The organism is Intrasporangium sp., from assembly GCF_030452765.1.
GTDB lineage: Bacteria > Actinomycetota > Actinomycetes > Actinomycetales > Dermatophilaceae > Intrasporangium_A.
On sequence record NZ_JAKDLO010000055.1, the window covers coordinates 1 to 24308 of the forward strand.

Consider the following 24308-nt stretch of genomic DNA (forward strand, 5'->3'; position numbering starts at 1 on the left):
GTCACCGGCGGCCACAAATCATGCCCTCACCCGGAACCCCGGCTGAATGTTTACGATCGCACCGAGTGCACGGTTTGCCCTTCGAGCGATCTCGCTGACTCGAGGAGTGCTCTCCGCCCAGGACTCAGCCGAAGAGGTCGTCGAGGCCGCGGCGCCTCCACCACAGTTGAGCGACTTGACCTGCTATTGCCAGCAGGCAGACCACGAAGGACGAGGTTGGCCGCACCGCCGTGCTGGGTCCGGCCGTCACCGTGCACGAAGTACCTGCACCGCGGTTCCATCCCGGCATAGATCGTCTGGATCGATGCAGATAGAGGTCACGGCTCGCCCACGTGCTCTACGGCAGAAGTGAGGCCATGGCGCCACGCGAATTTGGGCGCACGTGCAGCAGCCCGATGGGAGATGGCCGCGGCGTCCCCAGTGGTGTCAGTGCACCGTGACAGGCTTGGACCGACTCGCAAGGGGCCAACTGGTCGCGCTTGCGCTGCAAGAGCGGCTGAGAAGGAGCAACGTGGTCGCAACCAATTTCGCTAAGTACCACTGGACCCGACTGGAGAAGGGCTCGACCGTCGTTGTCACCTTGACCAAGGCAGCCAACGTGCGGCTCATGGACTCCAGCAACTTCAACTCATACAAGAACGGCCGAAAGCATCGATATACGGGCGGGTTGGTGCGCACATCGCCGTTCCGGATCACGGTGCCGCGCACCGGCAGCTGGTACCTGACCATCGACCTGATGGGTCTCAAGGCGACCAACCTCCGCCATTCGGCCACGGTCGAGCCACCGCCCCTTCCGACCGCGAAGTCGGCGTCACTCCAATCGCTCAGCGGTATCCGACACGAGCGCCCGCCCGTCGTCCCGGACGACAACGGCGAAACTTGGGACGTGTTCATCTCTCATGCGAGTGAAGACAAGGAGGCCATTGCGCAGCCCCTCGCGGAGGAACTGCGAACCCGCGGGCTCAAGGTGTGGCTCGACAAGACAGAGTTGCGGATCGGGGACAGCCTGCGTCGCAAGATCGACTACGGGCTGGCGCACAGCACGTTCGGCGTGGTCATCCTGTCCAAGTCGTTCTTCTCGAAGGGGTGGCCGCAGTACGAGTTGGACGGAATCGTCGGAATGACCGTCGCTGGAGATCAACGAATACTGCCCATCTGGCATGAGATCTCTCGCGACGAGATCGCCAAGCAGTCGCCATCACTCGTTGACAAGATTGCGCGAAACACTGGGCTCAACACCGTAGCGGAGATAGCCGATGAGATTGCTCAGGTCGTGCGAGACGTCCTCGGGCCGTGAGGCAGTCAGGCAGCGATGCGCCCTGGCAAAGCCGGTTGCTGTCCCTTTCGCCCCTGTGTCGGCTCCGTGGCCCGTGCGGCAGCAAAGCAGAGAGACCGATACGTCGCCTCGCCATGCGTCAGAACGCCCCTTCGCTGCCTTTAGGGGTTACGGATGGGATCTTCCCGAAACCGCTCGAGCTCAGCGATCCACGGCGCGACCGTAGACGGGGAGCGATCGGAGGCCTCGTAGCAGTCGAGACGATGTTCGATGTCGGCCACCCACTTGTTGAAGCGGGCAATGAGCGATGCCCTTGATCGCGCGCTAAACGTCTCATCCGTTCCGCCCGACTGCTCTTTGGCCCAATTAGTCTTCGCGGCAGTCCAAAGCATTCCCGCCTTCAGGTGCTCAGCGATCAACCATTTGGCAGCCCATGGCTCCGAGTCGGTATCGAGCTGGTCCACGGCCACCCTGACATCCCTGAGTCGGCTCACGAAGGCCTCGCCCACCGAGAAATCGATCTCGTGTAACGACAGGTCGCTGAGTGCGTCGCGCAGGCTGCGGAAGTCCGGATGGCTCATACACTCATTATCCCTACCAGCCCCGTCCGCGGTGCGCAACGACCCGGCGGTCTGGCCGATTCCTCATCGGGCTACAGGCTATGTCGACAAGCGAGAGCGTCCAAGACTGAGCGGGGTGACGCTGCCCCACTGTGGGCAGTTTGCCGCGGCTCTCGGTTCGCCCGAGCTCGATGGCCGCATGCGGGACGCTCCGCCGGAACGGTGCCGGTCACGCCGCATGTGTGGGCGTCCGGTAAAGGTCGTCCGTAGGGTCGCGTGGGCGGCGGGACCTTCTGCGGAGCAGTTTGCCGCCGGCCCCTCGTCCCCTCCATCCCTCGTTCAGCCTGGATACCTCGTTCGTGGCTCTACGCGAATCAGGTTTCACGCGTCCGGACGATGCAGATAGCGCGGGTTTCATGGCCGTTGTAGGGATGCCCCCTCCTGTTGGCGCCTGTGTAGGTCCCGGCGGGTTGGGTCAAGGGTGGCGTAGCCATCACGGGTGACGCCGTAGGCGCCCTTGACGCGTTCCGCCGGGGCCGGACGATTGGGCGATGGAGGGGGCATTCCGTCTCACCCAGTGGACTCACGCGGCCTGGCTGCCGTGCTGCGAAGAGTAAAGGTTCTCCCAAGGTCTGGCGGGAAGCCGGGTCGTTTCTGGACTCCCCCTCCATCGTCAGGGGGAATGGTCGTGGGGCATATGCCCCGAACCATCCGAAAGGGGACGACCATGCACACCCTGTCCATGCTGGCCACGGCCGCCGATACCGGTGGCCTGCAAGGCTGGATCAAGTCCAACATCATCCCGCTGCTGCTTCTACTGATCGCCACCATGCTGTTCGTGCTCGCCCAGCGCGGAGACAACGCGAAGGCGATGCGCGTGGTCGGCGGGGTCGTCATCGCCCTGGCCGTCCTGGGGCTCGCGACGAGCGGCAAGGCCGACTCGCTCGGGACCTGGATGGCCTCGCTGGTGACCGGCTGAGGAGGCGCAGTTCTGATGCGGCTTCTGGTCGATGACGAGATCTACAACGTCAACGCGGTCTGGCTCGGCCCCCCGGGCCGGACCCTGCCGTTCAGGGTCCGGTACGTCGCGTACGCGGTCGGCGCGGTCGTGTTCGTGCTGCTGCAGATGATCGAACGGCGTCTCGGCATCGGGCTCGGCTTCTTCTCCCTGGCCTACAGCCTGCTCGCGACGGTCGGGCTGACCCGCCTGGTCCTGTCCGTGGTCGACCCGGACCGGCCGCTGGGTGCGGTGGTCACCGCGTTCGTCCACGAGGTCGGCGCACCGCGGGATGACCCGCGGATCAGCGCCCACACGATCCGCCCGGCCCGGGTGCGTGCCGTCCCCTCGCGCCCTGGCCGGGCCCAACGCCGACAACACCGCCACGCGCGCCGGCGCCCCGCTGGCAGGAGCGTCGGCACGAGCGTTGGGGGTATGTCGTGAGCACCCGGGGCGCGCCACGCGGGCGGGGCAGCGGGCTGGCCCTGCGCCGGATCAGCGGACACTGCACCGTCACCGCGGGCATGGTGATGGCCTGGTACCGGCTCGACCCGCAGGGCTGGTCGTTCCGGCCGGACTCGGTCCGTGAGCAGCTGATCATCGACGGCGCGGACGCGCTCGCGCAGCTGTCGAAACGACACGTGCACATCCGGGTGACGACCCGCCCGTACCCGGTCGCCCACTGGGCCAGCGATCACGACGCGAACGCGCCGGCCCCGCTACCGACCTGGCGGGACTACCTGCTCACGGACCAGCAGCGGCTGGCCGCGTTGAGCATGGCCGACAAGGAGGTCTACGTCGGGGTCCAGATCCCGCACCGCAACCCGGTGCTGAAGGCCCTCGGCTCGCTGGCCGCGCCGGTCTCGGACCGGGAAGTCTCCGCCCTGGCGCCACAGGTACGTGCTACCGACGAGCTGATGGCCGCACCCGGGATCGACGGGTCCCCGGCGAGCCCCCGCGAACTGGAATGGCTGTTGCACCGGTCCTGCTCGCTCGGCCTGCCGGCCCCGGTCACCCTCGGCAACGCCGAGGCACCGGAGTGGGGCAGTGAGGACCTGCCCGAGTTCACCGACCAGGTGCAGTGGTTCGCCACCCCCTACGGGCGCACCATCCGCGTCCTCGGCGAGCACGACGACAAACGGGTGGAACGCCAAGTGTGCATCCTGTCGGTGGGGCGGATGACCGACCTGGACATCCCGCCCGGCATCCCGTGGATGCAACGCACCGACGAGCTGGGCTTCCCGGTCGAGTGGTCCGCCCGGGTCAGGATCGAGGACGCCGCCCACGTCGGGTCCGCGATGCGCCGCAACATCCAGAAGATCCGCGCCCAGAAGGACCACTACGAGCTCGAGCACCAAGAGCCCGCTCCCGGCGCGCTGGACCGGCAGGCGACCCGGGCTCTCGCGGTCGAGGATGAGATCCAGACCGGGCTGTCCGGGCTGTCGACCCGCACCACCGGCTGGTACCGGATCGCCGTGTCGGCGCCGACCCAGCAGCAGGCCCTGGAGCGGGCCAGCCGGGTCCGTCAGCTCTACGCGCCGCAGGTGACGATCGCGCGCCCGCAGGATCAGTACGCCGTGGCCCGCGAGTTCATCCCCGGTGAGCCGCTCGGGACCACCGCCTACAAGCGGCGGATGCCGGTCACCACCGTCGCCGCCGCGGTCCCGGCAGCAACCGCCAAGGTCGGCGACCGGATCGGGATCCACCTCGGTCAGACCTCCGGCACCTCCTCCCGGGTCGTCACGTGGGAACCCTGGCACGCCACCGAACGGTCCGAGGAGTCCGGCCTGGCTGTCCTGGTCGCGGGCCTGGGCGGCGGCAAGTCCACTGCGGGCGGCAACATCATCTACCGCACCCTCGTGCAGGGTGTCCCGTGGACGGTGCTCGACCCGTCCGGGCGGCTGACCGCCCTGACCCGGTTGCCCGAGCTGCGCGACTACTCGCGTGCGGTCGACCTGCTCGACGCCCCCTCCGGGGCCCTGTCCACCTACCGGGTGATCGTGGACCCGAAGCGCGAGCACTACCCCGACGAGGCGGCGTGGCGGGTCGCTATGGAGCAGGCCGAGGACACTCGTCGCCTGTTGGCCTCCAGCGTGCTGCGCGCGATGCTGCCCCGGCAGCTGCAGGACCATGTCCTCTCGGAGGTCGCCCTGCTGCGGGCGGTTGGCCAGGTCCCGGCCCAAGCGTGGTCGTCCTGCGAGCAGGTGATCGAGGCGCTGGCCCGACTGGACGGTGACCCAGAGTTGGCCCGGCACGCGGGGTACATGGCCGACTTCCTGCGCGAGGCCGCGCGGACCCGGCACGGCCGGCTCATCTTCCCGCCCGGCCGCCCCCTCGGCGCAGCGGAGAGCGAGCCGCTGTTGACCGTCTACTCGCTGCGCGGGCTGGCCCTGCCCGACGAGCAGGCCGGGACCTCGGAGGACCTGGACGAGCGGCTGTCGATGTGTGTCATGTACCTGGCCGCGTGGCTGGCCCAGCGCGGCATGTACTTCGGTGACGTCAACGCGCGCAAGGGAATCTTCATCGACGAGGCCTGGGCCCTGTCGGGCTTCTCGACCGGGCGCCGGTTCATCGACCGCGCCGCCCGCGACTCACGCAAACACAACACCCGTGTGCTGATGGCCAGCCAGAACCCGTCCGACCTGCTGCGGCTCGACCTGGCCAACCTCGCCTCCGCCGCCTTCATCGGCCGCCTGACCGGTGAGGACGCCCAACGCGACGCACTGCGGTTCCTGCCCGGCATCCGCGACGGCCTCGGCTACGAGCAGATCTTCGGCACCCTCTCCCGGCCTGGCCGCGACGGCCCGCGTGGCCCCGCGAGTTCGTCTTCAGCGACGGCACCGGCGGGATCGAGCGAATCCGGATGGACCTGTCCGCGCACCCACAGCTGCTCGAGGCGCTCAACACGACCGCCGCCCCCGAGATGGCCCGCAACCGGCAAGCCCGGCCCGCCCTGGCCACCGAGCCGGACTCGGGCACGGAACCCGCGGCTGAGGTCGTCACCGGCCGGAGGGCGAGTGCGTGATCATGTCAGCTGACCTGCCCCGCTCCCGGCCTACCCGATCGGGCCGCGACCGGACTCGCCGCCGGCGCGGGACCACCCGAGTGTTGGCACTGATCGTGGTCTCGATCGCCGCGACCCTCCTGGCCAGCCCTTCCGCCTCGGCGACCCCGATGGTGAGCCGACCAGCGGCGCTGCCCGCGGCGCCGTGGGACTGCAAGGACGCGCCGGTCCCGGCCATGCCCGACTCCGGACTGCCCGGCTTCTTCGACCCGGCACCCTCACCGGCCCCAGCAGCCGGTGACCCGTGGGCCAACCCGCCCACCTCGACGATCTACGACCAGTACGGGTATGCCGGCCTGACCTGGAACACCTACGACCTCGGCTGCATGGGCGCCGCCGGCGACCTCGGCGCCACCATCGACACCTTCATCGGCAACCTCTTCCTTTCCGGCGGCACATGGATCGCCTCTGGCAGCAACGGGATCCACAACAAGATCGCCCACCCCGAGACGTACATGCAGCCGTTGGACGACGTCGTGGCCACCGTCACCGACCGGCTGCACGACGCGATCTGGTCGCCGTGGGGCGCCCTGGCCCTGCTCGGGGTCGCGGCCCTGCTGCTGGTCTACTCCCTGCACGGCCGCCTGTCCGCGGTCGTGACCGCCTCGGCGTGGGCGCTGCTCGTGCTCGCCGTGCTGTCCGGGATCACCGCCTACCCGACCCGGGTCGCCGGCTTCTTCGACCAGACCGTCACCCAGACCATCGGCGCGGTCAACCAGGCCAGCGCCGGGATCACCACCGCCTCCCAGACCAAGACGGATCCCGGCCGGGCCCAGGGCGCCCTGCTGGTCGACCAGATCCTCTACGACGCATGGCTACGCGGACAGTTCGGCGACTCACACAGCGCGGCCGCGACCAAGTGGGGCCCGACCCTCTACCGCGAGTCCGCGTTCAGCCGCGCCGAGGTCGCCGCAGCCGCCGGCAAACCCGACGGCATCAAGACCGTCACAGAGCAGAAACAGAACGACTGGATCGCCACCACCCAGGAGATCCAGGACGCCGACCCGTCCGTGTACGCCCAGGTCCAGGGCAAGGCCAAGGGCCGCGCCGGAGCCGGGCTTCTCGCCTTCCTCGGCGTGCTGTTCGCCGCGCTGTTCCGGCTCGTGGCCGACCTGTTCCTGTTCACCGGGCTGGTCATGCTCCGAATGCTCGTCATGTTCTTCCCCGCCGCCGCGGTCGTCGGCGTGATCGCACCGATGTCCTCGATCGTGCGCCGGATCGGCAACATGGCCGGGGCCTCGATCGTCAACGTCACCGCGTTCGCGATCGGCTCCACCGTGCACACCATCGCCATCTCCGCGATCCTGACCCACTCCACCACCCCCCAGGCCGGCATCCTCGCGCTGATCCTGTGCCTCGTGGTCAGTGTCGCCGCATTCATCCTGCTGCTGCCGCTGCTCTCACTGACCAACATCCTCGGCCACGCCACCGGCCCCGGGAACCAGCTACTGCGCTGGGGCCGCCGCGCCGGCACCGGCTACCTCGTCGGCCGCAAGGCCACCCGCGACGCGCTCGAGGACACCGAGCACGAACCCACCCCCACCACGACCCCGACACCCGGCGGCAACGACACCACGTATCCCCGCGAGACCGGGCCCGCCCGGTACGTCCGCCGCGTCAACCTCCCACCCGAAGCGGTCGGACGGCCCGCCGACGACCCAGCCGAGAGGGTCACCGACCAGCCCCCGGTGTCCGAGCACGAGCGAGCAGTCACGCCAGGTCACGCGCCACGCGCGGCCTTGTCCGCGGCGAAGGCACGCAACGGGGAGTCCACCGCAACATCGTCGCAACCCATCGGTGGGGCCGGCTCCGTCTCCCAGCCATCACGGGACCGGCTCTACGATCCGGCGACCTCCAGCCGCCGCGGCGGCGCCCTGGTAGGCGCGCTCGTCGACGAGGTCCCGCCGGGCACCCGGGAGCTGCACACGGCCACCAGGCACGACTCCAACGACGAAATCACCTCCGAAGGCGTCGTGACCCGGTTCTACGACCCGGACACCAAGACCACGGTCACCTCCGAGCAGCTCGAGACAGGTGAGCGGCATGACTGACCTGATCCAGCGACTGATCCGGTGGCCATTGTGGTCCTGGCGAAACTTCACCGTCACCGTGGTTCTCGCGCTCGTCTCCTTGGGTGCGCTCGGGCGGGTCGGCGCCGCCCTGACCCTCGACGCCGGCCCACCCGCTCCCGGCCCCTCAGCCGCGGCCTCCGTGATCGCGACCCCGACCTCCAGCTCGTCGACTGCGACTGCGCCTCCGACGTCAGCGACGGAGATCGTGGCCGAGTCCGCGGCGGCCGCCCCCGGCGAGCCCGTCTCCGACTGCGCGCAGGCGGCAGAGTTGTTCATCCACGCGTGGGCCCGCCCGTCGCTGACCTCGACCGCGTGGCTCGCGGGCCTGAAGCCGTATGCCGCTCACCCCCTTCTCGAGCGGCTGGCCACCACCGACCCCGCTCGGGTCCCGGCCACCCGGATCCTGACCGACCCACAGCCCGTGGAAGACCCCGGCGACGGCGAAGCGTTTCGCATCGTCACCGACGCCGGCCCCGTGATCGTCCGCGCCGTCAAGGCAGAGCGAGTGTGCGTCATACACGACGTTCATCCCGACAACGACGTCCACGGCGCTCCCACCCCGCGTCTGGGCCCCGCCGAGACCGGGGCACCCGACGCCTCGAGCGATCGCGTCGAGCGGAACTGACATGCCGGCACCCCTCGCCCTTGCCGCCGTCGCCGCCAAACGAGTCCTCTGGCGCCGCGTCAGGCGAGTCCTGTACGTCCTGGCCCCGATCGTCGGCACGGGGATCCTCGCCCTCGCCCTGCTGGGCGCGCTCTCCGGAGGATCCGCGCAACAAGCGGTGCCAGGCGGTCGAAGCTGCCCCGGCAGCCAGTTCATCTCGGCCGCCGCCCTGCCCGGACTGACCACCGAACAGGCAGCGAACGCCCGCATCATCGTCGCCGTCGGGCGAGAGCTCGAGGTGCCCGCCTACGGGTGGGTCATCGCGGTCGCCACCGCCATGCAGGAGTCGACCCTGCGCAACCTGCCCTACGGGGACCGTGACCGTGTCGGCTTGTTCCAGCAACGCGCCGCGTGGGGCACCACGGCCGAGCGGATGGACCCCGCCACCGCCGCGCGCATGTTCTACACCGGTGGTCACGGCGGCCAGCCCGGGCTGATGCAGATCCCCGGCTTCGAACACATGCCGCTCACCGATGCCGCCCAAGCCGTGCAGCGCAGCGCCTTCCCCGACGCATACGCCAAATGGCAACCACTGGCCACCCAGGTCGTCGGTGAGCCGAGCGTGCTGTCCGCCGACTGCTACGTCAACGCCGGCTTCACCGGCGACGGCTCCCCCGGCAGCGTCGCCGTGGAAGCGGCCCTGTCCCAGGTCGGTGTCCCGTACAGCTGGGGCGGCGGAACGATGACCGGCCCAAGTCTCGGGTTCGGCAGCGGCGCCGGCGTTGTCGGGTTCGACTGCTCCTCCCTCGTCCAGTACGCCTGGCACCAGGCCGGCGTCGACCTGCCCCGCGTCGCGACCGCCCAAGCCTCCGCCATGGCCTCGGTGCCGCTGGACCCGTCCGCCTGGCGCGCGGGCGACCTCGTCTTCTTCCACGCCCCCGGCGACCCACCCGGTTTCTACCACCACGTCGGCATCTACGACGGCGCCGGCGGACTCGTCCACGCACCCCGCACCGGTCTGACCGTCGAAGTCGTCCACGACTTCCTCACCATCCCGTTCTTCCACGACGAGCTCGCCTACGTCGGACGACCCACGGCCCAGGTGGCCAGTCATGGCTGAGGACACCGGCGACGAGCTCGGGCGGGAGTTCGGTTCCATCATCGCCGGCCTTGAGCTCGGAGAGACCACGAGAGAGTCCGCGTGGCGCCCCGTTGTGCGCGTGGAACGGCTCAAGGTCGGAGACACCGTCCCCATCGGTGCACGGGCCCGCTTCCTCATGACCAGCTACGACGACTCGGCGCAGCTGGCCACGTACGGCTGGCGCACCGACCTACGAATCCACGCCGCGGGAGCTCCCGCCCTGCCCGGTCTTCACGAACCAGGGGCGTACCTGGTCGACGAACGCGACTGGTACACGGACAGCGACCCGGCAGGCGTGTGGGTCGACCTTTCGAGGGTCTGGGTCGAGCGACTTACCGTCCAGCAGGACGCTCACGATGTGATGCAGAGCGACTGGTTGGGAGCGGTCGTCCAGGACCCCAACTCACCGGTCCTGGAGCCACTGCAGCCCGTGCCCGGTCGCCACCACCTGACCGGAGCCCGGGTGGTGCACGACCGAGGAGACGGAACGCTGGAACACGACCTGCGTGCCGCCGCTCCCGTCCTCCTGGGCGACGACGGGACTCTCATGGTCCCGGTCGTCACCGAACGGCACTGGTACCGCTGGGCGGACCACGACTACGAGCACGACTTCCGGCCCGTCCGCGCGCTGCCGGCCGACCGCCTGTGGGTCGAATAGAGGGGGTCCCCTCGGAACCTGAGAGAGTAGGCGACCTCGACAAGTACCGTTGGGGGATGGCCGATCCCCGACTCGCTCCCGCGATCGAACTGGCGAGCAAGTACCTCGCCGGCATCGAACCGCGCTGGAGCCATGTCCAAGCCGTCGGCCGAACAGCTGAGACCATCTGCGCCGCTCACGGGATCACCATCGACCTGGCGGCCGCCGCCTGGCTGCATGACATCGGCTACGCACCCCAGATGGCCGAGACCGGGTTCCATCCCCTCGACGGCGCACGATTCCTGGCCAGCATCGGCGCCACCAACCTCGTCGTCTCCCTGGTCGCCCACCATTCCGGCGCCACGTTCGAAGCCGACGAGCGCGGCCTGGCCGGCGAGCTGGCCGAGTACCCCGAGCCACCGGACGAGATCTCCGACGTCCTCGTCCTGATCGACATGACCACCAGCCCGGACGGGCACCGGGTCAGCGTCGATGACCGGCTCACCGAGATCCTGACCCGCTACCCCGAGGACGACCCCGTCCACCGAGCCATCGTCCGCTCCAGCGACTCCCTACGCCAAGCAGCAGCACGCGCCGCCCACCGCCTCGGGCTAGCCGATGTACGGGGTATCCCGGTCCTCTAACGCGTGCTGGATCCGCAGCCGCATCGACGGATGCAAGTCCAGGCCCTGCAGCTCGGCAGGGTCGACCCAACGCACCGCCTTGCTCTCGCTGCTGGTGCGTGCCTCCCCACCAATCACCTTGGCACGGAACGCGATCGAGAACTGTTGTCGCACCTCGCCGTCGTCATACGCCATCACATGCCGAGGGTTCGTGTACAGGCCAGTGACCCGCTCAACCACGACGTCGTAGCCCGTCTCCTCCTTCACCTCACGCACGACAGTCTCGGCGATCGACTCGCCGATCTCATGGCCGCCGCCCGGTAGGGCCCAAAGGTTGTTGTCCGTCTTGTGGATCAGCAACACTCGGCCACCGTTGTCCGTGACAACCGCGACGACCGAGGGCACGACACTGTTAGCGCTCGGTGCGTCGGGATCATCGACATAGTCAGTGCGTCCCATCTGAGTCACAGTATCAAGAAGCACCGCATCGATGAACAGGCAAGTAACCCATTGCCGCGACAATTCCAGCTCGATTACAGGCTCTTCATAATGTGAGTGGCAAGGACATCGCTGACAGTCATCTGAGCGCGCCTGCCAAGTCAAGAAGGATGGATGGTTAACATGTACGAATTGTCATCCCTTCCGCGAAGGTTCGCTCTAATCATCGATTTCACACCACAACTCCGAGGAAATCCATTCCGGCGAAATGGGAAGTGCCGGAGGATTTAGAATGCGCATATAGATTGGCTCCGGCTGTCCGTCAGTATTCATACGTGCCATAGAACTGATGTACCGAAGTCCGCCTAGGTATCCAAGGTGAAAAATCAAAGCCTGAAGCCACCGGCATTCAGCTCCCAATTGCCTAAAGCTTGCTGGCGTCAACGGTGTGGGGATTTGCGGCTTGATCTCCCCCTTCGGTGTCAGTCGGTAGTAGTATCCCTTTCGGTCGTGAGTTCTTACGAGTTCGAGCCCGCCAGTTTGGTGATGACCAACCAAGTCTCGGACGTGCTTGCAACGCCAAAATGCGTCGCCAGCGGCCTGCAGTGAGCTTGGGTAGCCAACATCGCGGGCAAATGCCTTCACGTAAGTCCAGCGGTCTTCGTCGCTCAATCTACTGAGGTGCTTCTTTGCTATTCTGCGTCCGAGCTCAGGCGTCTTGCCAATTAGATACTGTGCGACCGTACCATCGATAGCCTCTTGCAGCGAGGAGAATTCAGCAAGCATGGTCATCACCCAGTGCTCTGCAGATCTCCCAGACTCCAAAACCACTTCACCGTCTTGCAGTGGCCACCAAGAAGTCACGGACTTGTCCACCTTCCAAGACGATTGACACGAGTCCTCGAAACCGCACGCTTGATCCCCTTTTAGTCGACTAAGTGCATCAACGATTCGTTGGCGTGATTCCAAACGAGATCGAAGGATGTCATGTAGTGCGGGAACAGTCGTCCGCCGGAGATGCGGTGCAGGTGGAGGATGGGGGACTGGTTGGCAGCTGCTCCGTAGGCGTGAGTGTTGGCGAGCAGGTCCTCGTCGAACCGGAAGATCGACGTGTAGAGCGTCGTGTCGTGCTGGCGCGCCTCGATCCCAGGGACGCCGAGGCAGGGTTGCAGGTACTTCCAGGTGAGGGTGCATCGGCCCGCTAGGGAGTCGCCGATCCCTCCTTCCTCGCCGCGCAGCCGAACCGCCGAGCCGTCGGGGTCACCGAAGAGCAAGCGGACTCGGACTCCAGCGCTGGCCTTCTCGATGAGGATGTCGTCGAAGTCGGGGATCGTGTCGTGCAGGAAGCTGGCGGCGTACGCGAGCAGGTCGATGGATTCGTCGGCTCCCTCGAGCAACGACTGCCAGCTGCCGGCGGGTACGGACCCGCGGTTGGGATGGAGCGCGACGAACTCCGCCTGACTCGCGGACTGGACGCGCGACTCGGAAACCGCTGTGGGCCAGAGGAACTCCTCATCTCGTCGCAGCGCGGCCGCCATGGCCTGACGGTTGGTCCGGTGCGGAATCCGATCGGTCAGGATCCACCGTTCGATGGTTTTGGGGTCGACGCCGACCTGCTCGCTGAGGTCTGCTGCGGTGAGCCCCGAGGTGGTGATGGCGGAGCGGAGTCTCTCGTTTGCCATGAGCCCATGATGGGACCAATAGGGACGTTTAGTCAAGCGTAAGACGTCCTGAAACGTCCCTCAGGGTGGTTATGCCGTCCCGCCATGCCATGGCTGTGACCCACCCGGGGTCAACGCACAGAGAGGCACAACCATGGCAATCGCACGCAGGCTCCCGATCGGTCACGACGCGGTGTTCCCGCACGGCGCGTACCTGGTCTCCGAAGTCGGCCCAGTCATCGATTTCGACAAGTCGACGCGAGAAAGCCGCATCCAGCAGATCGACGCCGACTCAGGGCTGCCGATCTGGTCGGTCGATGTGGTCGACGCCGACCCGGACGCGACGAAGAAGAACCGCACGGTCACCGTCAAGATCATCGCGAAGGTCCAGCCCGTCCCGCCGAGCAACGACGGTTCCTCACCCTTCACCCCGGTCGTGTTCGATCCATGCGCCTGGACAACCCGATCCAGGTCGGGATGGTCCTCGGCGACGGAGCCCGCGAGGCCGGCGCCAAGGCCGACGAGATCAGCGAGCTGACCCCCGGCGTCGCCTACGTGCGCGTCGAGGGAACTCGCCAGATCGCCCGCGTCCGCGCCAGCTACCTGACCGACCACGACATCACCGACCTGACCACCGCCGGCCTGACCCGTACCAGCCCGCCGGATACCGCCGTAGGCATTCCCGCGAACGGGGCCCCCGACCTGCACCTCATCGAAGGAAGTGAAACCGCATGAGCACCCCAGCCACGCACCTGCCCGACCCGGTGAACGAGCACGCGGCAGCGGCATACGAGTCGATCCGCGCCCTGTGCCACGCGACCGTCGGCCGGGGCCCGATCCCGCCACCGCAGGTCTACGAGGTGCTCGGCAACCTCAAGTGCCTCGGGTACGGACTGACCCAAGCGCTGCGACAGCTCTCCCGCGCACTGGCCGAGTCCCTGACCGTCTACGCGGTCTACGAGGACGACGGCGACAACCCCGAGGAGTCGATCGCCTACGCGATGGAGTCGCTACGCGCGGCCGCCGACCGCGCCACCCAGCTCGCGGTCCTGCTCGACGCCGCGCAAGACGACCTGTCCCGGATCGGGATCCACCAGCAGCGGGAGCCACGATGACCACCGCGCACCGCACCGGAACCGGTGGGCAACGACGGCAACGGCCGCGCGCCAAGGCCAGCGACGGCATCTGGCGACGCGAGTACGGACAGGCCGTGCCGGGCCTTAACCCCACCGGCGGCCCCTCCATGATCGCGCTCAGCCGGCCCGGCTGGAAGACCACCGGACTGTGCGTATCCGCGACCGGCGACGCATGGTTCAGCGAGCACGGCACCGGCAAGGCCCAACGTGCCGCCCAGATCTGCGCCAGCTGCCCGATCCGCGACCTCTGCCTCGCCGCCGCGCTCGTCTTCGGTGAGGAGTTCGGGATCTGGGGAGGCCTGCCTCCCGCTCAACGCCGCCCGTTCGAGGGCCGGGTCCGGGCCGGCGAACCCCTGGGCATGATCCTCGCTGACGCGCTCGAGACGACGACGAGTGAGGTGGCCGCCTGATGGACCCGAAGCTGGCCAGCGACGTCACGCTCGACCTCGCGCTGAAGGAAGGCGTGTGCATCCGCCCCGTGCTGCACCAGGTCACCGACGTGCAGACCGGGCACACCATCACTGTCGTGATGGCGTGTCGCGCCACCCGCGAGTCCCGCTGCCCCTCCTGCGCCGCCGCAGCCCGCAGGGTCCGCATGCAGCAGTGCGCCGAAGGCTGGCACCTTGAGGAGGAACCCGACCTCGACACCCGCGCCGCCGAGTCCGCCGAAGACGACGAGCTCGCCGACGACGACCCAGCAGACGCGGGCGACGAGGAGGAAGCCTCGAGGCGGACCCGGTCCACCCGCCGGCGCAGCGATTCCCCTGACCTACCGGTCCGGCCGGCCGAACGCCGCACCATCGGGCAGGTGTACGAGGGCAACCTCGGGCGCAGGTACCGGCCGTCGATGTTCGTCACGCTCACCCTGCCGTCCTACGGGGCCATCGTCCAGGGCCGGGGTGTGCCGGTGAACCCGGACGAGTACGACTATCGCACCGCCGCCCTGGACGCGATGCACTTCACCAAGCTGCTCGACCGGTGGGTGCTGAGCCTGCGCCGCTGCGCGGGCTACAAGGTGCAGTACTTCGGCGCCATCGAGGCCCAACGCCGGCTCGCCCCTCATTTCCACGTCGCCCTGCGCGGAGCGATCCCCCGGCAGGTGATCCGCCAAGTCACCCGTGCCACCTACACGCAGATTTGGTGGCCCACCTTCGACCAGCCCGTCTACTGCGACGGCGACGAGTTCCCCGAGTGGGACGGGATCGACTACCTGGACCCGGCCACGAAGTGGCCGCTCAGGACCTGGGACGACGCGCTGCGCGAGCTGGACGATGACCTCGACGCGAAACCCGCGCACACCCTCGGGTTCGGCCGGCAGCTCGACATCCAAGGCCTACTCGGCGGCACCCCCGACGCCGACCGGTCCGTCCGGTACCTCACCAAGTCCATCGCCGACACCTACACCCAGGACGACGTCTACGACAGCACCTACGACGCGCACATCAGTCGGCTGCACGACCAGGTGAAGATCCTGCCCTGCTCCCCGACCTGCAGCAACTGGCTGCGCTACGGTATCCAGCCAAAGGACGCCGGCCCGGGGCTCGTGCCCGGCACCTGCTCCTCGAACGCGCACAGCTGGGAAGACCTCGGCGTCGGGGGCCGCCGTGTCCAGGTGTCCCGCGGCTGGTCCAACAAGACCCTGGCCGAGCACCGCGCGGACCGGTCCGCCGTCGTTCGCAAGGTCCTCGAAGAGGCCGGCTACGAACCGTCCGACGTGGACCGGATGTCGACCCAGGCCCTCACCGACACCGGCGAACCCCGCTACCGGTGGAGCGCCGTCACCCTGCCACCCGAGAAGGCCACCGGTGCCATCCTCGACTCCATCCTCGAACGCCGTCGGTGGCGAGCCCAGTACGAACGAGCCAAGACCATCCTCAATGGGACCGGACCCCCTGTGGACAGCAATTCGGCAACTGACCCAGACGACGAGGAAGAGGGCGAGCACCATGTCCGATGTTGAGATTCGCAGACGGTGGCACACCGTCGCCGAGGTCGCCGAGATGCTCGGCTACGGCGAAACCAAGGTCAGGATGGCCATCATCTCGGGTGACCTGAAGTCCGTGAAGGACGGCAAGCTTCGTCGGATCCTGCCCGAGTGGGTGGACGAGTACATAGCCCTGAAGGTGGCCGAGTCGGAGCGAGACCTCTGATGGCTGGGCGCCGTCAGAACGGCGAGGGGACGATCTACGCCTACCGCAATGGGTACGCGGCCCAAGTCTTTGTCGTCACCCCCGAGGGGCGACGGGTCCGGAAGACCGTCTATGGGAAGACCAAGCGGGAGGTCCAGGAGAAGTGGGTCAGGCTACAGAGCCAGTCCCGGCGTGGGCCGGTTGCCACGACTGTTCCTCGCCTCGAGGAGTTCGCGGCCGACTGGCTCACGGACGTGGTGAAGCCGAACCTCGCGCCGTCGACAGTAGCCAACTACGAGTTGTTCATGCGGCTCTACATCACTCCCGACCTGGGCAGGAAGCGTGTGGATCGACTCAGCGTGCGAGACGTGCGGTTGTGGCTCAACGAGCTCAGGGAGCGGTGCCAGTGTTGCGCCCAAGGAAAGGATAAGGCACGGGCCAAGCCTCGGTGCTGTGCCGCGGGCAAGTGCTGTCGACAGACTGCGTCCGAGTGGACCGTGCACCAGGCGTGGACCGTGCTGCGCAGCATGCTCAGTGAGGCCATGCGTGACGAGCTGGTGACGAGGAACGTCGCGGCTCTCGTGAAGGTCCCAATGCCCCGTCCAAAGAAGCCGAGGTACTGGACCGTCGACGAGGCTCGCCGGTTCCTCGAGTCGGCCAAGGCCAACGACGACCCGTTGTTCGCCGGCTATGTCCTCATGCTCGTCCTTGGGCTGCGACGTGGGGAGTTGCTCGGCCTCGGGTGGGAGGATCTCGACCTCGATAGGGGAGAGGCGCACATCGCCTGGCAGCTGCAGCGTCTCGGAGGCGAACTCGTCCGCCGGCGGACCAAGACGCACTCTTCCGACGCTCCTCTCCCGTTGCCCGACATCTGCGTCGAGGCACTCAAGCATCGACATCGGGTAGAGGATGAGCTCCGACTCGCCGCGGGTGAGGCCTGGAGTTCCAGCGGTCTCGTCCTCACCACTCGCTTCGGCGACGCCATCGACCCACGCAACTTCCAGCGGGCTTTCCGTTCCAGCGTCCGACGGGCCGGTGTCCCGGTCATCCCCGTGCACTCGACGCGGCGCACCTGTGCCAGCCTGCTGGTGGCCCTGGACGTGCACCCGCGCGTGGCGATGGCCATCCTGCGACACAGCAAGATTGCGGTGACCATGGACATCTACTCGCAAGTGTCCGCCGCGTCGACCCGGGAGGCGCTCAAGCGACTGGGAGAGGCCTTCGAATGAGCCAAACTGCAGTACTTATTTGCAGTACGAGCCCGGACTCCGCGGCTTCGAGCGAGATACGGGCGGTCCGCAAGCCTTTGACCTGCGGAAACGTGAGTGGAGCCAAGGGGACTCGAACCCCTAACCCCCTGCTTGCAAAGCAGGTGCGCTACCAGTTGCGCCATGGCCCCTTGCGACGACTACCCGTGGCGGTCGTCACGCCTGCGGCTTGGGCGCCTGGGGCGTGGGCGGCGTGACGTCGTCGGTCGCCTGGGCCCAGAGGTCCTGCTCGGCCTGCTGGTCCTTCGCCTTCTTGCGCAGGTAGGTCACCCCGACGACGGCGGCTGCGATCAGGGTGAGACGCTTCCACATGGGCTGATCCTCTCGGTGCGGTGGTGCTGGTGGGCCTAGGAGGACTTGAACCTCCGACCTCTTCCTTATCAGGGAAGCGCTCTAACCGTCTGAGCTATAGGCCCATCCTCACCTACAAGCGGCCAGGATCCGAGGACCCCGGCCGAGCGCACACGTTACCGGATCGGACCGGACGGAACCAAAACTGCCGCTCGGGCCAGCGACGGTGCTTGCGACCGGCGACTGCTGGGGCACCAGCAGGCGGCGGCAGAAAGGACAGTCGCTGATGGGCCTGCCGAGGCTCAGTCGTCGGTCAGGGTGAGCTGAACGCCCCCGACAAGGGAGGAGCAGATGTTGTAGAGGAACGCGAAGACGGTCGAGATCGCCGTCATGAGGATGACGTCGATGACGCCGATGACGATGGAGAGCGACACGACCCGACCGAAGCCGACATAGTCCTTGATCGAGAACGGGTTGCTCGTCGCCGTCTGCAGGCTCTGGAGCACGCCCTCGATGTCGTTGAAGACGTTCATCGTCGACAGGACCATCCACAGCACCGCGGTCAGCACGACGCCGGCGATGCCCGCGGCGACGGACAGCAGGAAGCTCATCTTCATGACCGACCACGGGTCGACGCGAGCGACGGCCAGCCGTACCCGCCGCGGACCCTTGCGCTGCGGACGCCGCGCCGGGCTCGTCTGCGTCGTGGCGTGGGCCTGGGCGGATTGGGCCTGGCCCGGCTGGCCCGTGCTCCGCCCCACGCTGGTGCTTCCTGCGTCTCCGGCCGGGCGCACGACCTGGGTCGGGGCGGTGTCCCCCTGGTCGGCGGCGCGCTCCGTGGCACCCGTGCCCTTGGACCCCGTCGCACCCGTGGACCGTGTCGCGCCCTTGGCCTTGGACTCCGTCGCACCCGTGCCCTTGGACTCCGTCGCCCTCGCGGGCGAGTTCGCCGGAATCCGCTGCGTCGAGGAGCCCGACCCACGGCCGGCGCTCGCAGACGTTCCCTGAGAGCTGGTCGCGCTCACTCGTTACCTCCGGTGCTGCTCTCGGAGCTCTCACCCCGGTCGTTCGGGTTATCGTCCGACGGTACGCCATCAGCTGCGGTGACACGCGTCTGTGCGTCCGTGGTGGACGCGTTGCTTTCCCCGTCGGCCCCGGTCACAACCTCCTCAGCGCCCTCATCATCGTCAAGGTCGTGCTCGGACTCCGCGTTGCGGGCCACGGCGACGATCGCGTCGCCCCGGTCGGGGGTGGCGAACTTCACGCCCATCGTCGACCGGCCGGTGACGCGGACCTCGTCGACCCGTGACCGGACGATCTTGCCCTTCTCCATGACGACCATGACCTCGTCGCTCTCGTCGACGGTCAGGGCGCCGACGAGGTCGCCGCCCTTGTCGGACAGCTTGGCCACCTGGACGCCGAGCCCGGCGCGGCCCTGGACCCGGTAGTCGGACACCGGCGTCCGTTTGGCCAGCCCGTTCTCGAAGACGACGAAGACATCCGGCTGCTCGCCCACTTCCACCACGGACATGGCCAGCAGGCTGTCGCCGCGCCGAAACTTCATCCCCGTGACGCCGGAGGTGGACCGGCCCATGGGCCGCAGTGCGTCGTCGGTCGCGTGGAACCGGAGTGACTGTCCCTTGCGGGAGACGAGCAACAGGTCGTCGCGGGCGGTCAGCAGCTCGGCGCCGACGAGTTCGTCGCCCTCGCGCAGGTTGATCGCGATGAGGCCACCGGACCGCGGTGAGTCGTAGTCGCGCAGCCGGGTCTTCTTGACCAGGCCCGCCTTCGTGGCGAGGACGAGGTAGTCGGCCGACTCGTAGTCCTTGATCGCGAGCACCTGCGCGATCCGCTCCTCGGGCAGAAATGCCATCAGGTTGGCGACGTGCTGGCCCTTCGCGTCCCGCGACCCCTCCGGCAGCTCGTACGCCTTGGCGCGGTAGACCCGGCCGAGGTTGGTGAAGAAGAGCAGCCAGTGGTGGGTCGTCGTCGTGAAGAAGTGCTCGACGACGTCCTCCCCGCGCAGCGCCGCACCGCGCACCCCCTTGCCGCCGCGCTTCTGCGACCGGTACTGGTCGACCCGGGTGCGCTTCGCGTAGCCACCCCGGGTGATCGTCACGACGACGTCCTCCTCGGGGATGAGGTCCTCCATCGACATGTCGCCGTCGTAGGGCACGATCGTCGTGCGCCTCTCGTCGCCGTACTTGTCGACGATCTCGGCCAGCTCCTCCGAGACGATCTGCCGCTGCCGCTCGGGTGAGGCGAGGATCGCGGTGTACTCGTCGATGAGCCCCTGCAGCTCGTCGTGCTGCTCGAGCAGACGCTGCCGCTCGAGGGCAGCGAGCCGGCGCAGCTGCATGTTGAGGATCGCGTTGGCCTGCACCTCGTCGATCTCGAGCAGTGCGATCAGTCCCGTCCGCGCGTCCTCGACGGTCGCGCTGCCCCGGATCAGGGCGATGACCTCGTCGAGCATGTCGAGGGCCTTGAGCAGACCGCGCAGGATGTGGATCTCCTGCTCGGCCTTGGCCAGCCGGAACTCCGTGCGCCGGACGATCACCTCGATCTGGTGCTCGACCCAGTGCCGGATGAACGCGGAGAGCGGCAGCGTTCGGGGCACGTCGTCGACGAGGGCGAGCATGTTCGCCCCGAACGTCGTCTGCAGCTGGGTGTGCTTGTAGAGGTTGTTGAGCACGACCTTGGCGACGGCGTCGCGCTTGAGCGTGATGACGAGGCGCTGGCCGGTGCGGCCCGACGTCTCGTCGTTGATGTCGGAGATGCCGGCGATCCGCCCGTCCTTGACGAGGTCGGCGATCTTCATCGCGAGCTGGTCGGGATTGACCTGGTAGGGCAGCTCGGTGACGACGAGCGCCTGCCGTCCGCGGATCTCCTCGACCTCGACGACGGCCCGCATGATGATCGAGCCGCGCCCGGTCCGGTAGGCATCCTCGATCCCCTTGTGGCCCATGATGAGGGCGCCGGTCGGGAAGTCCGGCCCCTGCACGACCCGGATCGCCTCCTCGAGGAACTCCTCGCGGGGCATCTCCGGGTGCGCGAGCAGGAACTGGGCGGCGGCCGCGACCTCGCGCAGGTTGTGCGGCGGGATCTGCGTCGCCATGCCGACCGCGATACCGGCCGAGCCGTTGACGAGCAGGTTGGGGAACCGGCTCGGCAGCACCGTCGGCTGCATCGTCTTGCCGTCGTAGTTCGGCACGAAGTCGACGGTGTTCTGCTCGATGTCGCGCACCATCTCCAGGGCGAGGGGCGCCATCTTGCACTCGGTGTAGCGCGGCGCAGCGGCTCCGTCGTTGCCGCGCGAGCCGAAGTTGCCCTGCCCGTCGACCAGCGGATAGCGCATAGACCAGTCCTGCACGAGCCGGACCAGAGCGTCGTAGATCGCCGAGTCGCCGTGCGGGTGGTAGTGGCCCATGACGTCGCCGACGACCCGCGCGCACTTGTTGAAACCGCGGTCGGGGCGGTAGCCGCCGTCGTACATTGCGTAGACGATCCGCCGGTGCACGGGTTTGAGGCCGTCGCGCACGTCGGGCAGCGCACGCGAGACGATGACCGACATCGCGTACTCGATGTAGCTGCGCTGCATCTCGGTGTTGAGGTCGATCGGCTCGATCCGGTCGTGCTGGCCCGGCTCCCGGCCGATCGGGGCGGTGCCCTGCTCGTGGCTGAGGTCCTCTTCAGGAGGTTCGTTCCCGTCGATGGGAGGCAGGTCGTCGCTCACGTCAGCTCCTTTGTCGTGCGGTCAGTTCAAAGCTCAAGGGGTATGCCGCTCACTCAGCGCCGCTCGGGGGTGCGGTCCGCGCAGGGCTCACTTCTCGTCGGCTGCGCACGCGACGTGCGTGCGGCTGTGAGGCGGTGAGCGGCATACGGGACGGTCGTCTCAGATGTCGAGGAAGCGGGCGTCGCGGGCGTTCTTCTGGATGAAGGTGCGGCGTGACTCGACGTCCTCGCCCATGAGCACCGAGAAGACCTCGTCGGCCTTCGCCGCGTCGTCGAGGGTCACCTGCAGCAGCGTGCGGGTCTCGGGATCCATCGTCGTCTCGCCGAGCTCGGTGTAGTTCATCTCGCCGAGGCCCTTGTAGCGCTGGATCGGGTTGTCCTTCGGCAGGCGCCAGCCGCGGCCCTCGCCGATCTCCTTGAGGCCGTCGCGTTCACGGTCGGAGTAGGCGAACTGGTGCGGCGAGTTGCTCCAGCGCAGCCGGAACAGCGGCGGCTGGGCGAGGTATACGTAGCCGGCCTCGATCAGCGGGCGCATGAACCGGAACAGCAGTGTCAGCAGCAGGGTACGGATGTGCATGCCGTCGACGTCCGCATCGGCCATCAGGATGATCTTGTGGTAGCGGGCCTTGCCCAGGTCGAAGTCCTCGCCGATCCCGGTGCCGAACGCCGAGATGAGGGCTTGGACCTCCTGGTTGGACAGGATCTTGTCGATCCGGGCCTTCTCGACGTTGAGGATCTTGCCGCGGATCGGCAGGATCGCCTGGGTGTGCGGGTTGCGGGCCTGCGTGGCCGAGCCGCCCGCCGAGTCGCCCTCGACGATGAAGACCTCGGAGGCGCCCGGGTCCTTGGACTGGCAGTCCTTGAGCTTTCCGGGCAGGCCGCCGGACTCGAGCAGCCCCTTGCGGCGGGTCGCCTCGCGGGCCTTGCGGGCCGCCATCCGCGCCGCGGCAGCCTGGATCGACTTGCGCACGATGTCCTTGCCCTCGCTCGGGTGGGACTCGAGCCAGTGCCCGAACTCGTTGGTCATGGCGCCTTGGACGAAGCCCTTGACCTCGGAGTTGCCGAGCTTGGTCTTGGTCTGGCCCTCGAACTGTGGGTCGGCCAGCTTGACCGAGATGACCGCGGTCAGGCCCTCGCGGACGTCGTCGCCGGTGAGGTTGTCCTCCTTGTCCTTGAGCAGGTTCTGTTTGCGCGCGAACTCGTTGACGAGCTTGGTCAGCGCCGCCCGGAAGCCCTCCTCGTGGGTGCCGCCCTCGTGGGTGTTGATGGTGTTGGCGTAGGTGTGCACCGACTCGCTGAACGCGGTCGTCCACTGCATCGCGACCTCGAGGCTGAGCGACTTCGCGTCGTCCTCGGTCTCGAAGCTGATCACCTCGGCGTTGACCGGGTCACTGCGCTTGGAGGAGTTGAGGTGGTGGACGTAGTCGACCAGGCCACCGTCATAGCGGAAGTGGGCCGTGCGGGCCGCGACCACTTTGGTGGCGCCCTCGGGGCGCGCTGGGTCCTCGTCGTCGCGCTCGACCTGTTCGACCTCGTCCTCGACGTGGTCGAGGTCCTCCGCGGCGTCCTCGGGCGAAGCGAGCTCGACCCGCTCGTCGACGAGGTTGATCGTCAGGCCCTTGTTGAGGAAGGCCATCTGCTGGAAGTGGGCCCGGATCGTCTCGAAGTCGTAGGCCGTCGTCTCGAAGATGTCGGCGTTGGCCCAGAAGGTGATGGTCGTGCCGGTCGCCTCGGTCTGCTCCATCTGCTGCAGCGGCCCGGTCGGCACGCCGTGGTTGAAGCTCATCCGGAAGGTGTGGCCCTTCTGCCGGACCGCGACGTCGAGCCGGGACGAGAGTGCGTTGACGACCGAGGAGCCGACGCCGTGCAGCCCGCCGGAGACCTTGTAGCCGCCCCCGCCGAACTTGCCGCCCGCGTGCAGCTGGGTCAGCACCAGCTCGACGGCGCTGATCTGCTCGACCGGGTGGATGTCGGTCGGGATGCCGCGGCCGTTGTCCTTGACCCGGACCGCACCGTCGGCCATGAGCGTGACGTCGATGGTGTCGGCGTAGCCGGCCAGTGCCTCGTCGACGGCGTTGTCGACGATCTCCCAGACCAGGTGGTGCAGGCCACGCTCGCCGGTCGAGCCGATGTACATGCCCGGGCGCTTGCGGACGGCCTCGAGCCCCTCGAGGACGGTGATGGCGCTCGCGTCGTAGTCGACGCCGTTGGGCTTGTGGTCCGGGTGCAGGTGCCGCAGGTAGGGGTCGTCGGTGCCCGTCGGGATCGGGGCCAGGGTGTCTGTCGTCGCCTCTGCTGCGGTGTGGTCTGGCATCTGGTCGGCCTCGGACACGTCACTCCTTGCTCGTCGCGCACATCGGGTGGCATCGGCTGGGCTACCCGCGGGGAGCGGATGCGGCAGTCGACACCGGGGCGGCCCGACGCCAAGGTCGAGCCGCAACCCTTCCATTCTAGCGGCCACGGCACTCGCAACATCCCACGGGAGACTCGGAACCGCGGTCGTGGCGCCTTGCATGCCTGTGCCCGAGGGGAGGGTCACGACCCCGTCTCCAGTGCGCCTGCGCGACGTTTCCCGGCTTGAGCCGACCGACCGGAACGAACTCTGCTGTGATCCGGCGCTGAGCACGAAGGCAGCGGCGGCAGAGCCGTCGATCCGGCCACTTGTCCCGGGTGCGGGGG

General features: G+C 67.9%; 23 protein-coding genes and 2 tRNA genes. 15 read left to right on the forward strand and 10 right to left on the reverse strand.

What is annotated here, in order from left to right; all coding sequences use genetic code 11:
• Window positions 1-511 precede the first annotated feature (511 nt).
• Window positions 512-1297: a DUF1883 domain-containing protein gene (locus L0H79_RS08995; protein WP_301484263.1), complete on the forward strand. Its 786-nt coding sequence runs from the start codon at window positions 512-514 to the stop codon at window positions 1295-1297.
• A gap of 140 nt (window positions 1298-1437) precedes the next feature.
• On the opposite strand, the gene L0H79_RS09000 is transcribed toward L0H79_RS08995, so the two are convergent.
• Window positions 1438-1857: a hypothetical protein gene (locus L0H79_RS09000; RefSeq protein WP_301484264.1), complete on the reverse strand. Its 420-nt coding sequence runs from the start codon at window positions 1855-1857 to the stop codon at window positions 1438-1440.
• 706 nt (window positions 1858-2563) lie between these two features.
• Here L0H79_RS09000 and L0H79_RS09005 point away from each other — a divergent pair.
• From L0H79_RS09005 to L0H79_RS09040, 8 genes are all read left to right on the forward strand, one after another.
• Complete coding sequence (locus tag L0H79_RS09005; RefSeq protein WP_301484265.1) at window positions 2564-2815, forward strand: hypothetical protein; 252 nt, start codon at window positions 2564-2566, stop codon at window positions 2813-2815.
• A 15-nt stretch (window positions 2816-2830) separates the two neighbouring features.
• The gene (locus tag L0H79_RS09010; RefSeq protein ID WP_301484266.1) at window positions 2831-3277 is read left to right on the forward strand and encodes a hypothetical protein; all 447 of its coding nucleotides are present in this window, start codon (window positions 2831-2833) and stop codon (window positions 3275-3277) included.
• Window positions 3274-5871, forward strand: a complete 2598-nt coding sequence (locus tag L0H79_RS09015; protein WP_301484267.1) for an ATP-binding protein — start codon at window positions 3274-3276, stop codon at window positions 5869-5871. The genes L0H79_RS09010 and L0H79_RS09015 overlap by 4 nt, the downstream gene beginning before the upstream one ends.
• Before the next feature lie 70 nt (window positions 5872-5941).
• Window positions 5942-7948, forward strand: coding sequence for a hypothetical protein (locus L0H79_RS09020; protein WP_301484268.1), 2007 nt, complete (start codon window positions 5942-5944; stop codon window positions 7946-7948).
• The gene (locus L0H79_RS09025; protein ID WP_301484269.1) at window positions 7941-8594 is read left to right on the forward strand and encodes a hypothetical protein; all 654 of its coding nucleotides are present in this window, start codon (window positions 7941-7943) and stop codon (window positions 8592-8594) included. The genes L0H79_RS09020 and L0H79_RS09025 overlap by 8 nt, the downstream gene beginning before the upstream one ends.
• Window position 8595: 1 nt before the next feature.
• Window positions 8596-9693 carry a C40 family peptidase gene (locus L0H79_RS09030; RefSeq protein WP_301484270.1) on the forward strand — a complete coding sequence of 366 codons (1098 nt, stop codon included), beginning with the start codon at window positions 8596-8598 and terminating at the stop codon, window positions 9691-9693.
• A complete protein-coding gene (locus tag L0H79_RS09035; RefSeq protein WP_301484271.1) occupies window positions 9686-10372 on the forward strand; it encodes a hypothetical protein in 687 nt (228 codons plus the stop codon). Before L0H79_RS09030 ends, L0H79_RS09035 begins: the two co-directional genes overlap by 8 nt.
• Window positions 10373-10428: 56 nt before the next feature.
• Window positions 10429-10995 carry an HD domain-containing protein gene (locus tag L0H79_RS09040; RefSeq protein ID WP_301484272.1) on the forward strand — a complete coding sequence of 189 codons (567 nt, stop codon included), beginning with the start codon at window positions 10429-10431 and terminating at the stop codon, window positions 10993-10995.
• Here L0H79_RS09040 and L0H79_RS09045 read toward each other — a convergent pair.
• The 3 genes from L0H79_RS09045 to L0H79_RS09055 all read right to left on the reverse strand — a co-directional run bounded on the left by L0H79_RS09045 (window position 10963) and on the right by L0H79_RS09055 (window position 13094).
• Window positions 10963-11433, reverse strand: coding sequence for an NUDIX hydrolase (locus tag L0H79_RS09045; protein WP_301484273.1), 471 nt, complete (start codon window positions 11431-11433; stop codon window positions 10963-10965). The two genes, L0H79_RS09040 and L0H79_RS09045, sit on opposite strands and share 33 nt — an antisense overlap.
• A gap of 198 nt (window positions 11434-11631) precedes the next feature.
• Window positions 11632-12288, reverse strand: a complete 657-nt coding sequence (locus tag L0H79_RS09050) for a hypothetical protein (RefSeq protein ID WP_301484274.1) — start codon at window positions 12286-12288, stop codon at window positions 11632-11634.
• Window positions 12289-12338: 50 nt separating this feature from the next.
• A complete protein-coding gene (locus tag L0H79_RS09055) occupies window positions 12339-13094 on the reverse strand; it encodes an XRE family transcriptional regulator (protein WP_301484275.1) in 756 nt (251 codons plus the stop codon).
• Window positions 13095-13520: 426 nt separating this feature from the next.
• On the opposite strand from L0H79_RS09055, the gene L0H79_RS09060 reads away from it, so the two are divergent.
• Genes L0H79_RS09060 through L0H79_RS09085 form a run of 6 tightly spaced genes read left to right on the forward strand, consistent with a single transcriptional unit; the run spans window position 13521 to window position 17567 of the window.
• Window positions 13521-13808, forward strand: coding sequence for a hypothetical protein (locus L0H79_RS09060; protein WP_301484276.1), 288 nt, complete (start codon window positions 13521-13523; stop codon window positions 13806-13808).
• Window positions 13805-14188, forward strand: a complete 384-nt coding sequence (locus L0H79_RS09065; protein WP_301484277.1) for a hypothetical protein — start codon at window positions 13805-13807, stop codon at window positions 14186-14188. The genes L0H79_RS09060 and L0H79_RS09065 overlap by 4 nt, the downstream gene beginning before the upstream one ends.
• Complete coding sequence (locus L0H79_RS09070) at window positions 14185-14619, forward strand: WhiB family transcriptional regulator (RefSeq protein WP_301484278.1); 435 nt, start codon at window positions 14185-14187, stop codon at window positions 14617-14619. Before L0H79_RS09065 ends, L0H79_RS09070 begins: the two co-directional genes overlap by 4 nt.
• Entirely contained in the window at window positions 14619-16169 is a 1551-nt protein-coding gene (locus tag L0H79_RS09075; RefSeq protein ID WP_301484279.1) for a replication initiator, read from the forward strand. The genes L0H79_RS09070 and L0H79_RS09075 overlap by 1 nt, the downstream gene beginning before the upstream one ends.
• Window positions 16156-16359: an excisionase family DNA-binding protein gene (locus L0H79_RS09080; RefSeq protein ID WP_301484280.1), complete on the forward strand. Its 204-nt coding sequence runs from the start codon at window positions 16156-16158 to the stop codon at window positions 16357-16359. The genes L0H79_RS09075 and L0H79_RS09080 overlap by 14 nt, the downstream gene beginning before the upstream one ends.
• Window positions 16359-17567, forward strand: coding sequence for a tyrosine-type recombinase/integrase (locus tag L0H79_RS09085; protein WP_301484281.1), 1209 nt, complete (start codon window positions 16359-16361; stop codon window positions 17565-17567). Before L0H79_RS09080 ends, L0H79_RS09085 begins: the two co-directional genes overlap by 1 nt.
• Window positions 17568-17664: 97 nt before the next feature.
• Here the strand turns inward: L0H79_RS09085 and L0H79_RS09090 are convergent.
• From L0H79_RS09090 to gyrB, 6 genes are all read right to left on the reverse strand, one after another.
• A tRNA-Ala gene (locus L0H79_RS09090) sits at window positions 17665-17737 on the reverse strand.
• Between the two features lie 25 nt (window positions 17738-17762).
• The gene (locus tag L0H79_RS09095) at window positions 17763-17918 is read right to left on the reverse strand and encodes a DLW-39 family protein (protein WP_301484282.1); all 156 of its coding nucleotides are present in this window, start codon (window positions 17916-17918) and stop codon (window positions 17763-17765) included.
• 27 nt (window positions 17919-17945) lie between these two features.
• Window positions 17946-18022, reverse strand: a tRNA-Ile gene (locus tag L0H79_RS09100).
• Between the two features lie 177 nt (window positions 18023-18199).
• Window positions 18200-18922, reverse strand: coding sequence for a DUF3566 domain-containing protein (locus tag L0H79_RS09105; RefSeq protein ID WP_301484283.1), 723 nt, complete (start codon window positions 18920-18922; stop codon window positions 18200-18202).
• On the reverse strand, window positions 18919-21552 hold the full coding sequence (gene gyrA / locus L0H79_RS09110) for a DNA gyrase subunit A (RefSeq protein WP_301484284.1): 2634 nt from the start codon (window positions 21550-21552) through the stop codon (window positions 18919-18921). The genes L0H79_RS09105 and gyrA overlap by 4 nt, the downstream gene beginning before the upstream one ends.
• A 237-nt stretch (window positions 21553-21789) precedes the next feature.
• Window positions 21790-23943, reverse strand: a complete 2154-nt coding sequence (gene gyrB, locus L0H79_RS09115; protein ID WP_301484285.1) for a DNA topoisomerase (ATP-hydrolyzing) subunit B — start codon at window positions 23941-23943, stop codon at window positions 21790-21792.
• Between the last annotated feature and the right edge of the window lie 365 nt (window positions 23944-24308).